Origin of the sequence: Ornithinimicrobium panacihumi, from assembly GCF_052073805.1 — a bacterium.
Taxonomy (GTDB): domain Bacteria; phylum Actinomycetota; class Actinomycetes; order Actinomycetales; family Dermatophilaceae; genus Ornithinicoccus; species Ornithinicoccus panacihumi.
The window spans coordinates 137571-151208 of record NZ_JBQGWG010000002.1; the positions used below are offsets into that span (position 1 = coordinate 137571).

At 74.9% G+C, this 13638-nt stretch carries 10 protein-coding genes; 5 read left to right on the top strand and 5 right to left on the bottom strand.

Annotated features, from left to right (window positions below):
* Positions 1-27: 27 nt before the first annotated feature.
* The 3 genes from ACTMMA_RS02755 to ACTMMA_RS02765 are packed head-to-tail and all read right to left on the bottom strand — an operon-like array spanning position 28 to position 3334.
* A complete protein-coding gene (locus ACTMMA_RS02755; RefSeq protein ID WP_441188568.1) occupies positions 28-717 on the bottom strand; it encodes an exonuclease domain-containing protein in 690 nt (229 codons plus the stop codon).
* Entirely contained in the window at positions 717-2567 is a 1851-nt protein-coding gene (locus ACTMMA_RS02760) for a DUF294 nucleotidyltransferase-like domain-containing protein (protein ID WP_441188569.1), read from the bottom strand. The genes ACTMMA_RS02755 and ACTMMA_RS02760 overlap by 1 nt, the downstream gene beginning before the upstream one ends.
* Positions 2568-2617: 50 nt before the next feature.
* Complete coding sequence (locus ACTMMA_RS02765; protein WP_441188769.1) at positions 2618-3334, bottom strand: demethylmenaquinone methyltransferase; 717 nt, start codon at positions 3332-3334, stop codon at positions 2618-2620.
* 40 nt (positions 3335-3374) lie between these two features.
* Between ACTMMA_RS02765 and ACTMMA_RS02770 the strand changes: the two genes are divergently transcribed.
* Together ACTMMA_RS02770 and ACTMMA_RS02775 are read left to right on the top strand one after the other, a co-directional pair.
* Entirely contained in the window at positions 3375-4709 is a 1335-nt protein-coding gene (locus ACTMMA_RS02770) for an isochorismate synthase (RefSeq protein ID WP_441188570.1), read from the top strand.
* 123 nt (positions 4710-4832) lie between these two features.
* The gene (locus ACTMMA_RS02775) at positions 4833-5330 is read left to right on the top strand and encodes a GNAT family N-acetyltransferase (protein ID WP_441188571.1); all 498 of its coding nucleotides are present in this window, start codon (positions 4833-4835) and stop codon (positions 5328-5330) included.
* A 117-nt stretch (positions 5331-5447) separates the two neighbouring features.
* On the opposite strand, the gene ACTMMA_RS02780 is transcribed toward ACTMMA_RS02775, so the two are convergent.
* Complete coding sequence (locus ACTMMA_RS02780) at positions 5448-6629, bottom strand: MFS transporter (RefSeq protein ID WP_441188572.1); 1182 nt, start codon at positions 6627-6629, stop codon at positions 5448-5450.
* A 139-nt stretch (positions 6630-6768) separates the two neighbouring features.
* Here ACTMMA_RS02780 and ACTMMA_RS02785 point away from each other — a divergent pair, with 139 nt between their 5' ends.
* Positions 6769-8073, top strand: a complete 1305-nt coding sequence (locus ACTMMA_RS02785) for a GNAT family N-acetyltransferase (RefSeq protein WP_441188573.1) — start codon at positions 6769-6771, stop codon at positions 8071-8073.
* A 30-nt stretch (positions 8074-8103) separates the two neighbouring features.
* On the opposite strand, the gene menD is transcribed toward ACTMMA_RS02785, so the two are convergent.
* Complete coding sequence (menD, locus tag ACTMMA_RS02790) at positions 8104-9819, bottom strand: 2-succinyl-5-enolpyruvyl-6-hydroxy-3-cyclohexene-1-carboxylic-acid synthase (RefSeq protein WP_441188574.1); 1716 nt, start codon at positions 9817-9819, stop codon at positions 8104-8106.
* Positions 9820-9879: 60 nt separating this feature from the next.
* Between menD and ACTMMA_RS02795 the strand changes: the two genes are divergently transcribed.
* Together ACTMMA_RS02795 and ACTMMA_RS02800 are read left to right on the top strand one after the other, a co-directional pair.
* Positions 9880-11379 carry a gluconokinase gene (locus ACTMMA_RS02795; protein WP_441188575.1) on the top strand — a complete coding sequence of 500 codons (1500 nt, stop codon included), beginning with the start codon at positions 9880-9882 and terminating at the stop codon, positions 11377-11379.
* Positions 11376-13628 (top strand): helicase-associated domain-containing protein, encoded by a 2253-nt coding sequence (locus ACTMMA_RS02800; protein ID WP_441188576.1) that lies wholly within the window; start codon positions 11376-11378, stop codon positions 13626-13628. The genes ACTMMA_RS02795 and ACTMMA_RS02800 overlap by 4 nt, the downstream gene beginning before the upstream one ends.
* Positions 13629-13638 lie beyond the last annotated feature (10 nt).

The following is a 13638-nucleotide window of genomic DNA, read 5'->3' on the forward strand; positions in this document are numbered from 1 at the left end:
CGTCGGAATAGGGCAAGGAGGACGTTCCTAATCCCGCTCGAGCACGTCGTCGAGGGTGAGCCGGCGCCCGCGGGCGACCTCCAGCGCCGAGCACTGGGCAAGGAAGAGCTCGCCGGCGGCGATCGCGTCGGTCGTGGCGTTGTGCGCGCCGTAGCGGGGCAGGTTGTGGCGACGGCGGCACGCGTCCAGCCGCAGCGTGCCGGGACGCAGCTCGTGGTGCTGGGCCCGCATGAGCCGACGCTGCACCTCGAGGGTGTCGACCACCTGGAGGTCGACGGCGCTGCCGTAGACCTGGCGGCAGGCCGCCGTCAGGAAAGTGGTCTCGACCTGGGCGAAGTGGGCCAGCAGGACCCGCCGACGCCCCCCGGTGAAGGCGGCGAGCACCTCGGGCAGGGTCTCGGCCAGCGGGGGCGCGGAGGCCAGGGCGTCGTCGGTCAGCCCGTGCACCACCGCGGACTCCCCCACCTCGCCGCGCGGGCGGACCGGGCGGTGCCGGGCACCGGCGAGCCGGACCTGCCCCGCCAGCACCGGGACCCAGCCGAAGGAGAGCAGCTCGTGGCGCGCGGGGTCCAGCCCCGTGGTCTCCAGGTCGAGGGCCACCAGCTCCACATCTTCCAGCGGGGTGCGCCGGTCGAAGGGCTCGGCGGCGGCGAGGTCCGCGAGGGGGCCGGGAGGCGGGTCGGGGTGGCGGCGGCGCCGCATACCGAGAAGACCCATCAGCCGACCTGCGGCACCCGCGCGGCCAGGCCCTGCTGCGCGCTGCGGACGATGCCGAAGGCGTCGCGCAGCAGCCGGCGGTCGAGGCTGCCCAGCGCCTTGGGGTCCAGGTAGTTGTCCGGTCGTTCCCCCGCCCTGACCTGTCCGGCCTGGTGCCGGATCCGCAGGTAGGAGAGGAGCTCGTGGGCGTCGAGGAGGTCGGCGGCGGTCTCGGGTGAGATCAGGCCCCGCTCCCGGGCGGTCGCCAGGCGCGCGGAGGTGCTCAGCGCGGTGGATCCCGCGCGCAGGGCGTGCACGCGGGCGATCTGCACGATGGCCGCGATGCCGCGCTTGACGTCGAGGGTGTCGCGGTGCTCCCCCGCGTCCTCGAGGACGAAGCCGCGGAAGAAGCCGATCGGTGGACGCATCCGCGCCGCCTGCCCCGTGAGGTGGGCCAGCAGCCGCTCGGAGCCGGCCGCCATCGGCACGACCTCCTCGCGCAGCGTCCGGACGAGCGAGGCGTCGCCGTGGAGCGCCCGCATGTCGTAGAAGATGGCCGCCCAGAGCACGGCGTCCGGCTCCGGCTCGTGGGACCAGCGGGCAAACTGCTCGCGCCACCGTCCGACCGTCATCCGCCACTGCGGGTTGGTCGCCATCACGTCGCCGTCGCACCGGGGCAGGCCGGCCGCCTCGAGACCGGCCGTGACGCCCTCGGCGAGCGCCGCCCACCACGGGTCGTCGGGATCGGCGTCGTCGGCCAGCACCAGGGCGTGGTCCTGGTCGCCGCCGAGGCCCTGCTCGTCCCGGGCTGCCGAGCCGAGCGCGGCCCAGGCCCAGGCCGCGGGCGCCGGGCCGAGGTCCGCCTCGGCCAGCTGGATCAGCCGCACGGTGACGGCGTCGTTGAGTGCGGTCGCGACCCGCCCGATGTCTTCTGCGGTGGCGTCCTCGTCCACCAGCTGGGTCACCACCCCCTGGATGCGGCGGGCCTGCCCGACGACGCCGTCGACGTCGACCTGCCGCTGCAGGTCTGTGACGAGGTAGACCGGGCTGGAGTGCTCCAGGCGGACCAGGTCCGAGGTGGTGACCAGGCCGGTCACCTTGCCGTCGGGGCCCAGGATCGGCAGGTGGTGGATGTTGTGGCCGGTCATCTCGAGCATCGCCTCGAAGGCGAGCGCCACGTCCGGGAGGGTGATCGGATCCTTGGTCATGATCTCCGCGACCGGCCGGGCCGGGTCGACGCAGGCCGCCAGCACGCGACGCCGCAGGTCGCGGTCGGTCACGATGCCGACCAGCCGCTCCCCCTCCATGACGAGCAGGGAGGAGGTGCCCTCGGTGGCCATGATCTGGGCGACCTCGGTGATGCTCAGGCCGGGGCCCGCGGTGACCGGTGGCATCCGCACCATGTCGCGGACCGAGGTCTTCAGCACGGCCGACCCGCGGTGGTGCTGCTGCAGCTGGGACAGCGCCGCCTTGATGCGGCGGTGGTGGGTCGCGGCGAAGTGGAGGGCCACCTGCGGCTGGCCGGCGATGAGCTCGTCGAAGTCGGCCTGCGGCAGGGTGATCAGCAGCGTGTCCTCGCGGGCGGTGACGTCGTAGCGCGTGGGGGCCCGCTCGATGAGGGCCGACATGCCGAAGCTGCCGCCGGCCTCTACGCGGTCGACCAGCTGCCCCTCGTCGGTGATGTCCACCGCCCCCGACCGGACGACGTAGAGGCGGTCGTTGGGTGTCCCGGCGCGCAGGATCAGGGTGCCGCGCCGGGCGTAGCTGAGGGAGCAGCGCGCCGGGAGCTGCGCCAGCACCGCCTCCGGCAGCTCGTCGTAGGGGGCGTGCGAGGCGAGGAAGTCACGGACCTCGGCGAGCTCGACGTCCATGTCGCGTCCCTCCAGGTGCGGGTCGGGTCAGGTGCCGGGCAGGCGCCGGGTCAGGCCAGCGTCCCCGGCGCCGCCAGGGGCGCGGTGGCGTGGTGGATGGCGGCGATCCCGCCGGTGAGGTTGCGCCAGCGGACCTGCTCCCAGCCGGCCTCGCGGATGCTGCGGGCGAGCTCCTCCTGGGCCGGCCAGGCCTCGATCGACTCGGCCAGGTAGACGTAGGCGTCGGGGTTGGAGCTGGTGCGACGGGCCACCGCGGGCAGGACCTTGAGGACGCCCCTGGAGTAGACGGTCGACATGACCGGCACCACCGGCTGGGAGAACTCGCAGATCACCAGGCGACCTCCGGGCCGTGCGACGCGACGGAACTCGCGCAGGGCGGCGGGGAAGTCCTGGACGTTGCGCAGCCCGAAGCTCATGGTGACGACGTCGAAGGAGCCGTCGGCGAAGGGCAGCCGGGTGGCGTCCGCCGCGGTGAAGGGCAGGTCGGGGCGGCGCCGGTTGCCCTCGCGCATCATCCCGAGGGAGAAGTCGGCCGGCACCACGTCGACGCCCGCGTCGGCGAAGGGCTCGCTGCTCGTGCCCGTGCCGGCGGCGATGTCGAGGATGCGCTCCCCCGGTCGCGCGTCCACCGCCCTGACGACCGCGCGTCGCCACAGGTGGTCGATCCCGCCGGTGAGGACGGTGTTGGTCAGGTCGTAGCGCCGGGCGACCCCGTCGAACATCTCGGCGACTTCACGGGGCTTCTTGGCGAGGGTGGCGCGGGACAGGCTCATGGGTCCATCCTCGCACCACCTAGGCTGGTCGGCTGTGTCGCTCTCCACGCCCCCGCGCCTGCGCGTGCGCTCCCTCGCCGTCGACGTCGCCGGCGACCTGCTCTCCCGCGTCCCCGACGAGACCGACCCGCGGGACGTCGTGGCCTGGCTGCGCGAGGGCGACGGGCTGATCGGCTGGGGCCGCGCCGCGGTGGTGCAGACCCGTGGGGCGGAGCGCTTCGCCGCCGCGGAGGCCTGGTGGGACGAGCTGCGTGCCGCCGCGGTCGTCGACGACGACATCCGCCTGCCCGGCTCGGGCCTGGTGGCCTTCGGCTCCTTCGCCTTCGACGACGGCTCCGGCGACCCCAGCGTGCTGGTCGTCCCGCAGATGCTCATCGGCCGTCGCGACGGGCTGGCCTGGGTCACCCAGGTGGTCGGCGCCGACGAGCCCTGGCCGGCCGAGCACCCCAGCGAGCTGCTGGCCCGCACCAACCCGCTCCTCGACCGGCTCGACCCCGTCGTGGAGGGCGAGGGCACCGTGCCGCCCGATGAGTGGCCCGGCGTCATCACCCGCGCGATCGGGCGGATCGACTCCGGGGAGGTCGACAAGGTCGTGCTCGCCCGCGACGTGCAGGTCCGGCACCGCGACGGTGACGTCGTGCGCGTCGCCCCGGTCCTGCAGCGCCTCTCTACCCGGTATGCCGCCACCTGGACCTTCGCGGTCGACGGTCTCCTGGGTGCCACGCCGGAGATGCTCGTCCGGCTCCAGGGCGGCCGGGCCAGGTCCCGGGTGCTGGCCGGCACCATCCGCCGGGGCAACGGCGCACCCGCCGGTGCCACCTCCCCCGCCGGTGAGCTGCCGCATACCGATCCCGACCATCCGGTCGACCCCAGGCTCCGTCTGGTCAGCAGCGAGAAGGACCTGGAGGAGCACGCCTATGCGGTGCGCTCGGTCGCCGAGGCGCTGCGGCCGCACTGCGACGACCTGCACGTGCCGGAGGCTCCGTACGTGCTGGAGCTGCCGGACGTCTACCACCTGGCCAGCGACATCACCGGCACGATGGCCAGCGGCGCGACCTCGCTGCGGCTGGCGGCCGCGCTGCACCCCTCGGCCGCCGTGTGCGGGACCCCGACCGAGGTGGCCTTCCGCGTCATCGCCGAGCTCGAGGGGATGGACCGCGGCAGGTATGCCGGTCCCGTGGGCTGGGTCGACGGCGGCGGCGACGGCGACTGGGGCATCGCCCTGCGCTGCGGCGAGCTCGCGCCCGACCGCCACTCCCTGCGCATCTTCGCCGGCGGCGGCATCGTCGCCGCGTCCGACCCTCAGGCCGAGCTCGCCGAGACCGAGGTCAAGCTCACCGCCATGCGCCACGCCCTCGGCCTCCTCTGACCTCTCCCCCCATTCCCGACCGAGAGCGTCGAATGGTTGCCCCTCACCCCACCGAGCGCGTCGAATGGTTGCTCCTGATCCCACCGAGCGTGCCGTGTGGTTGCCACAAGCCACAATGACCCCATGCCCGTGACCCTGCGCCCGCCCACGCCCGCGGATGAGACCGTCCTGCGGCGGATGCACACCCAGCTGGCCAAAGATGGTTTCGAGTTCCTGTTCGGACCCGAGCCGTGGGATGAGTTCCTCGCGCAGGTGGCGCGAGAGAGCCGAGGCACCGACCTGCCGCCCGGCCGTGTGCCCGCGGACTTCCTGGTCGCCGAGGTGGACGGTGCGCCGGTGGGACGCGTCTCCATCCGCCACGAGCTCAACGATTTTCTGATGGCCGAGGGCGGGCACGTGGGGTATGCGGTCGCACCACAGTTCCGCAGGCGCGGTTATGCGACCCAGATGCTGCGTCTGTCGGTGCAGCGGCTGGCCGAGCTCGGCGTGAGCCGGGTGCTCGTCACCTGTGACGACGACAACGTCGCTTCCGCCTCAGTCATCGAGACAGTCGGTGGCGTGCTGGAGGACGTGCGGACGACGTCGGCCGGGGTGGCCAAGCGGCGTTACTGGATCGGCTGAACAACCACACGCTGCTCCCGGTGGGGTCAGGAGCAAGCACACGACGCGCCCGGTCGGGGTGGGGTCAACCACACGAGGCGCCCGGTCGGGGTGGGGTCAACCACACGATGCTCCCGGTCATGGGGTGGAGCGCTCGCGCATCACCGGGGCCAGTGCCGTCATGAGGATGAGGAAGGCGACGACGATGAACAGCGCGCGGTCCAGGCCGAGGTGCTCGGCGAAGAAGCCGATCGTCGGGGCACCGAACAGGAAGGCGCCGTAGGCGATCGTCGACACGACGGTGATCGCCCGGTTGCCGCGGCCCGGCACCTCGCCCGCGGCCGACATGGCCGCCGGGAAGATCGTGGCCACGCCCAGGCCCCACATCAGCCCGCCGACCAGTGCGGCGACCAAGGACGGCACCAGCGTGACGATGAGGATGCCCGCGGCCGCCAGGACCCCGCCGAGGCGCACGACGACCGCGCGGCCCACCCGGTCGATGACGGGACTGCCGATGAGCCTGCCGATCGTCATCGTCAGGTTGAAGGCCGTCAGGGCCAGGGCGCCGAAGGCCTCCGGCGCCCCGTGGACGTCGACGAGCAGCAGGGCCAGCCAGTCGTTGGCCGAGCCCTCCGCGAGCGCCGCCGACAGGCAGACCAGGCCGATGAGGATCTCCAGGCGGGTGATCCCGCGCCGCGCGGGCCGCTCCCCCTCCCCCGTCGCCGGGTCCAGGTCCTCGTGGGTCTCGGTGACGAAGCGGGAGGCGCCGGCGACACCGCATACCGCTGCGACCAGGGCCAGGACGGGGAGCTGGACCAGGCCGATCCCGGCCCAGGCCGCGAACGCTCCCAGGCCCGCCCCGACCACCGCGCCGGCGGAGAAACCGGCGTGGAAGTAGGGCATCCACGCCCGCGGTCGCCGGCTCTCGACGTGGGCGGCCTGGATGTTCATCGCCACGTCCCAGATGCCGACCGAGAAGCCGGTGCCGACGAGCACGACGAGCAGCAGCGGGATGGAGGGGACGATCGAGACGACCGCCCAGCCGGTGCAGGCCAGCAGCACGGTCACGGTGACCACGGCCCGGCTGCCGAACCGGTCGACCAGGCGCCCGGTGAAGGGCATCGTCAGCAGCGAGCCCAGCCCCATCCCCATCAGCGCCAGGCCGAGCTCGGCCTTGTCGGCGTCGAGGGCGTCCCGCAGCGCCGGCACCCGCGACAGCCCCTGCCCCATCAGCAGGCCGGCGGCCGCGAAGACGACCATCACCGCCGCCACCGACCCCCGCAGCCCCTGGTCGGCAGGGCTCTGGGACACGGCGTTCATGGGGCTCCTGGGCAGGACGGGACGGGGGGTCGGGGAGAGATCGGAAGGGGTGGGTCGCACGCGACGAGGGGCGACCGATCCAGGCTACGGCACGAAAAGGGCTTGGCCCGACCACCTCGGAGGGAGCAGACTCGCTGCCGTGACCGACGAGCCCACGCACCCCCTGATCGACCTCACCCCGGCCGACCTGCCGCGCATCAAGGACCTGGAGGACCTCGTCTGGTTCGAGGTGCAGCCCGGGGGCACGCCCGCGGACCTCGAGGACGACCTCGACTTCGCCCACGCGCGCGCCGTCGAGCGCTCCGGCGGTCCTCGGACGGGCGAGCCGACCGACGGCCCCGCGCCGCTGCTGGGCATCTACAGCGCTTACGACATGGCCGTCACCGTCCCCGGCCCGCAGGAGCCCGTGGCCCTTCCCATGACCGGGCTGACCTGGGTGGGCGTCCACACCGACGCCCGCCGCCAGGGCCTGCTCACCCGGATGATCACCGACCACCTCGAGCGGGTCCACCAGCGCGGGGACGCCGCGGTCTCCGGCCTGCACGCCAGCGAGACCGGCATCTACGGGCGCTTCGGTTACGGCCACGCCTCGACCGAGATCAAGATCGAGCTGGGCCGCGGCACGACCTTCACCGCGCCGGCCCCGATCGACGAGGCCGCCGGCGCCGTCTCGACGCACGTGGTCACCCTGCCCACGCCCGAGGGCCGGGCCGCCCTCCATGAGGCCCACCTCGCCTGCGCCGCCGGCACCCTCGGCGCGGTCACCCGCCCCGACGCCAAGGCCGACCAGTGGTACCGCGACTTCCCCAAGTCCCGCGGCAGCAAGGAGCCACGACGTCTGATGCTCGCCACCCGGGACGGACAGGTCAGCGGCTATGCCGTCTTCCGGCGCGACTCCAAGTGGGAGGACGCCACCCCGCAGGGCGGCGTCGACGTGTCCGAGCTCGGCGCCGTCGACCACGCGAGTCTCCTCGCCCTTGCCCGACGCCTCACCGACCTGGACCTCACCAGCAAGGTCACCTTCTGGAACCGCTCGATGGACGACCCGCTCCTGTGGTGGTCCGGCGGCCCCCGTGGCGCGTCCGTCCGGGCCTTCGACAGCCTCTGGATCCGCATCGTCGACCTGCCCAGGGCACTCTCCGACCGGGGGTATGCGGCGCCCTGCCGCCTGGTCCTCGACGTCACCGACGAGCGCTGCGCCTGGAACGCCGGCCGCTGGCTGCTCACCGTGGACGAGCACGGTGCCGCGACCTGCGTGCGGACCGAGGAGGAGGCCGACCTCGTCGTCCCGGTCGCGGCGCTGGGCGCGGCCTACCTGGGCGGCCGGTCGGTGGTCTCGCTGGCGCCGGTGCACGGGATCACCGAGCACACCCCCGGGGCGCTGCGCCAGCTGTCCCGGGCGATGCGCGCGGACCTCGACCCCACGGGGGCCATCGGCTTCTGAGCCTGCGCCCGGCCGAGTCCGGCGGACACCTCAGCCGCGGAGCCGGTCGCGCAACGGCCGGTGGCCGGTGCGGTCCAGGGGCACCTCGACCACGCGCAGCCCGCCGTCCTGCGCCTCGAGCGCCGACCGCAGCGCGGCCAGGTCCGTGACCCGCACGAACGGCACGTGGTGCGCGGCACACAGCGCACCCAGGTCGGTGCCGTGCGGCGTGCCGAAGATCCGCTCGGTGGCGGCCGCGGCCTCCGCGGCGGCGGACCGGGCGGGCTCGCCGTACTCCAGCGTCGAGAAGATCCCGCCCCCGTCGTCGTTGGTGACGACGATCGTCAGGTCGGGCCGGGGCTCGGTGGGCCCGATGACCAGACCGTTGGCGTCGTGCAGGAAGGTCAGGTCGCCCATGAGGGCGACGGTCCGCCCGGTGCCCTTGCCCGACCCGGTCGCCAGGGCCACGCCCACGGCCGTCGAGACGGTGCCGTCGATCCCGGCCAGGCCACGGCCCGCCACGACGCGCGGCGAGGGCCACGTGGCGTCATGGGCGAGCGCCAGGTCGCGCGGGGCGTTGGAGGAGCCGAGGACGAGGACGTCCTCGTCGCCGAGGGCTGCGGCGACCGTCACCGCGACGCCCGGGCCGGTCAGCCCCTCGCCCACGGCGGCCCGCACCGGCTCGTCGAGCGCGCGGCCGGCGTCGACCCAGGCCGCCACCCAGGCGTCCGCGCCCGGCGTCTGCCCGGGAGGAGGCCCGAGCTCCCGGTGGACGCGGGCCACGACGTGCGAGGGATCCGTCCACCGCGGCCCGGGTGACACGTGCTCGACGCGCGTCCCGGGACGGCGCAGCAGGGCACCGAGCTCGCGGAAGAGCGTCAGCCGCCCCACGACCACCACGCGGTCCGGCACGAGACTGGAGAGCCCCGGGTCCCCGGCAGCCAGACGACCCGCGACCAGGACCCCGTGCGGCACGACGGTCCCGCCCGCCGGCAGCACCCCGAAGGGCTCGGCCAGCACCGGCCACCCCGCCAGCCCGGCCCACTCCAGCGCCTGCCTGCTCAGCGCCGGGTCGGGCAGGTCGCCGAGCAGGACCAGCGTCCGCTCCCCCGCCCCGATCGACGGGCCGCCCATGACCTGGACGACCGGCACCTCGGTCCATGGCCCCCCGCCCTCGCGCCCCTCCTGCGCCTCGACGGTGCTGCCCAGGTCCGGGGCCAGCGGGTCCCGGAAGGAGACGTTGAGGTGGATCGGCCCCCGACCACCGACCCCGGTGGGGTCGAGGGCGGCCGCCAGGGCACGGCATACCGTGGATCGCCAGTGCGCGTTGGCGACCGGCGAGACCGACTCGGGCGCCGGCAGGTCGGCCTCCCACCGGACCGCGGCGGCGAAGATCCCGGGCTGGACCGTGGTCTGGTTGGCGCCGGTGCCGCGCAGCTCGGCGGGGCGGTCGGCGGAGAGTACGAGCAGGGGGATGCCGCTGTGGTGCGCCTCGAGCACGGCCGGGTGGAGGTTGGCCACGGCCGTCCCGGAGGTGGTGACGACCGGCACCGGCAGGCCGGAGCCCCTCGCCAGACCCAGGGCCAGGAAGCCCGCGGAGCGCTCGTCCACGCGCACGTGCAGCCGCAGCCGTCCGGCACGGTCGGCCTCCTCCAGCGCGTAGGCCAACGGCGCCGAGCGGGAGCCGGGCGCCAGGACGGCCTCGCGGACGCCGCCGCGGACCAGCTCGTCGACGAGGACGGTCGCGAGGGCGGTCGAGGGGTGCACGGCCCCGATCCTCGCACGCCGGGGCTCCGGGCACGCGGGCGCCGCTTAGAGTGGTGCCCTATGGCTTCGGACTTCGAGATCGAGCTCAAGGACGCCGTCGAGCCGCTGGTCCTGGCGCTCGACGTCGGGTCGACCGCCAGCCGCGGCATGGTCTACGACGCGCAGGGACGCCCCGTCGGCAAGCGCGCCAAGGTGCCGCACGCCTTCACCACCGCCCCGGGCGGCACCTCCGAGATCGACCCCGACCAGGTGGTCGCGGAGATCATCTCGCTCATCGACCAGCTCACCGACGCGGTCGACGGCCACGAGATCGCCGGCGTCGCGCTCGACACCTTCTCCTCCTCCTTCGTCGTCCTCGACGAGGAGGGATCGCCGCTGACGCCCTGCTTCACCTATGCCGACGGGCGCTGCGCCAGGCAGGTCGTCGCCCTGCGCGAGGAGCTCAGCGAGGAGGCCCTGCAGCAGCGGACGGGCACGCGGGTGCACTCCAGCTACTGGCCGGCCCGGCTGCGGTGGCTGGCCCAGGAGCGTCCCGAGGTCGTCTCGGCGGCGGCGCTCTACCTGTCGATGGGCGACTACATCCTCTTCCGGCTCACCGGCACCCTGGCGACCGGCACCTCGACCGCGTCCTGGACCGGCATGGTCGACCGGCACACCGCGACCTGGTATCCCGAGCTCGTCGAGATCGCCGGCATCACCATCGACCAGCTCCCGCCCATCCACCACCTGGACCAGCCCGTCGAGGTCGCCGCCGAGCAGGCCGCCGAGATCGCCGAGCAGTGGCCGGTGCTGGCCGGGGCGCGCTGGTTCGCGCCGGTCACGGACGGCCTGGCGGCCAACGTCGGCCTGGGCGCGCACGACGAGACCGCGATCGGTGCCTCGTGCGCGACCTCCGGCGCCGTGCGCGTCCTGGTCAGCGAGATGCCCGAGGAGCTCCCGCCGGGGCTGTGGTGCTACCGCGTCTCCCACGACCGGGCGCTGCTGGGCGGGGCGCTCAACGACGTCGGACGGGCCGTCGACTGGGCCGAGGTCACCCTGGCGATCGACCAGCTCGACGAGGACGACCTCACCGACGCGCTGACCGCCGAGCCGCACGAGACCACACCGCTGGTCCTGCCCTTCTTCACCGGCGAGCGCAGCACCGGCTGGGCCTCCTCGGCCCGCGCGGTGGTCGCCGGGCTCAGCGCCGGGTCCGCGCCCGCCGAGGTCTACCGGGGCGTGCTCGAGGGCATCGCCCTGTCCTACGCCCGGATCGCCAGCCAGCTGCGCGAGGTGGCCCCGCAGCCGGAGAAGCTCTACGCCGGCGGCAGCGTGGCCGCCGACCGGCCTGAGCTGCTGCAGATCATGGCCGACGCGATGCGCACCCCGGTCACGCCGGTCACGCTCAAGCGCTCGACGCTGCACGGCACGGCGCTGCTCGCGCTGGAGACCCTGGCCCCCGACGTGCGCCGGGCCAAGCCGGACCGCGGCCCCACGCTGACGCCCGACTACTCGCGCCGGCCCTACTACACCGACCGCTTCCGCCGCTTCGAGCAGGTCTACGAGGCACTCTTCACGTGAGATCGCTGGCCGACGACCTGCGGGCCCGCAGCGACGACGAGCTCGCCGCGCTCCTGCGGGCGCGGCCCGACCTGGCCCGCCCGGCCGCGGCCGACGTCACCGCCCTCGCCGCGCGGGCAACCACCCGCGCCAGCATCCAGCGCGCCCTGGAGTCGCTCGACCTCGCCCACCTGCAGGCCCTGGAGGCGGTCGTGGTGGCCGCCCCGGCCGAGACCGGGGAGATCGCCGCGCTGCTGGCGACCAGCCCCTCCCGGGCGGAGGAGCTGCTCACCCGGCTGCGCGACCTCGCCCTCTGCTGGCGGGCCCCGGAGGGTATGCGGCCCGCGCGCCCCGTCGCGGAGCTGATCGGCGACCCGGCCGGCCTGGCACCGGCTGGCGAGGCGATGGAACCCGAGGAGATCGAGGCGGCTCTGGCCCGCGTCGACGAGCGCGGCCGCAGCGTCCTGGCCGCCCTGACGTGGGGGCCGGCCACCGGTGCCCTGGGGCTGCCGACCGGCGGGGACGGATCACCCGCCACGCCAGCCACGCTGGCCGGCGCCGAGCTGGTCCGCGCGGGCCTGCTCACGCGGGTCGACGACGAGCACGTCCGGCTGCCGCGCGAGGTGGCCCTGGTCCTGCGCGAGGGGCGCCTGCACCGGCAGCCCGCGACCGAGCCTCCGCAGGTCGAGCACCAGGCCCTGGACCAGGGGATGGTCGACGCGGCCGCCGGAGGTCGCGCTGCCGACCTCATCGTGCTGGTCACCGAGGTCCTCGACGAGTGGGGCCTGCGGCCACCGCGGGTGCTGCGCAGCGGCGGCCTCGCCGTCCGTGACCTCGGCCGCCTCGCCTCGCACCTGGAGCTCGACACCGACCAGACCGCCTGGCTGCTGGAGACCGCCCACGCCGCCGGGCTGCTCGCCGTGGACGACGGCGGCCCGCGGCCGGGAGCCGAGCAGGCCTGGGTGCCCACGACCCGGGCCGACGCCTGGCTGACCGAGGACGCCGGGGCCCGATGGGCGGCCCTGGCGCACGCCTGGTGGACGATGCCCGCCGCGCCCAGCCTGGTGGGCACCGGCGACGGCGGCCGCGTCAACGCCCTCTCGACGCAGACCTCATATCCCCTGTCGCGCGTGCGCCGGCACGACACGCTCGCCGCCCTCGCCACCCTGCCCGGCGGCGCGGCTCCCGACCTTGACTCCCTGGCGGCGCTGCTGCGCTGGCGCCATCCGCTCCGCACGGCCCGCCAGCAGGGCGACCACGGCGTCGGTCCGCCGGTCGCGCTGCGCGAGGCGGAGTGGGCGGGCATCACGGGTCGAGGCGCGCTGTCCGCCCCCGGGCGGGCGATCGTGGCCGGGGGCGCCGACCCCACCACCGTCCAGGCGACCGCGGCCGACCTGATGGAGCCCCTCGTCCCGCCCGCCGTCGACCACGTCCTCCTCCAGGCCGACCTCACCGCCATCGCTCCCGGACGCCTCGACGGGCCGGTCCGCACCCTGATGCACCTGGTCAGCGACGTCGAGTCCCGCGGCGGCGCGACCGTGCACCGCTTCACCGAGGCCTCCGTGCGCCGGGCGCTCGACCTGGGGTGGACGGCCGACCGGGTGCTCGCCGACCTCGCCACCGCCTCCCGCACCGGCGTCCCGCAGCCCCTGGACTATCTCGTCCGCGACGTCGCCCGCCGCCACGGACAGGCCCGCATCGGCGCCTGCGCGGCCTACCTGCGCTCCGACGACCCCGCCCTCCTGGACCGGGTCGAGCGCGACCGCGCCCTGGGGATGCTCCAGTGGCGCCGGATCGCCCCGACGGTCCTGGTCTCCCCCGTCCCCGCCGCCACCGTGGTCGACCTGCTGCGCGAGGAGCAGTACGGCCCCGTCCTCGAGGGCGGCGACGGCGGGGTCGAGCTGGCTCCCCCGCAGTGGCGCCGCACGTCCGCCCGCCCGGCTCCCCCGGTGCGCGTCAGCACGGTCGACGACGTCGTCGCGCGCCAGGTCGTCGCGCTCATGCGCCGCGGCGAGGGGGCACGTGCTTCCGGGCTCGGCGACGACGGCCTGCACACCGACCCGATCGTGGTCACCGGCCTGCTGCGGGAGGCCGCGGTCGACGGCTCCGCCGTCTGGATCTCCTACGCCGACGACGCCGGCGGCGTCGCCACCCATCTCGTCCGGCCCCAGTCCGTCGAGGGGGGACGGGTCAGGGCCGTGGTCGGCGACGGGGACGTGACGCGCACCTTCTCGATCCACCGTGTCGGCGGGGTGCGTCCCGCCACCTGAGGACCGGGTA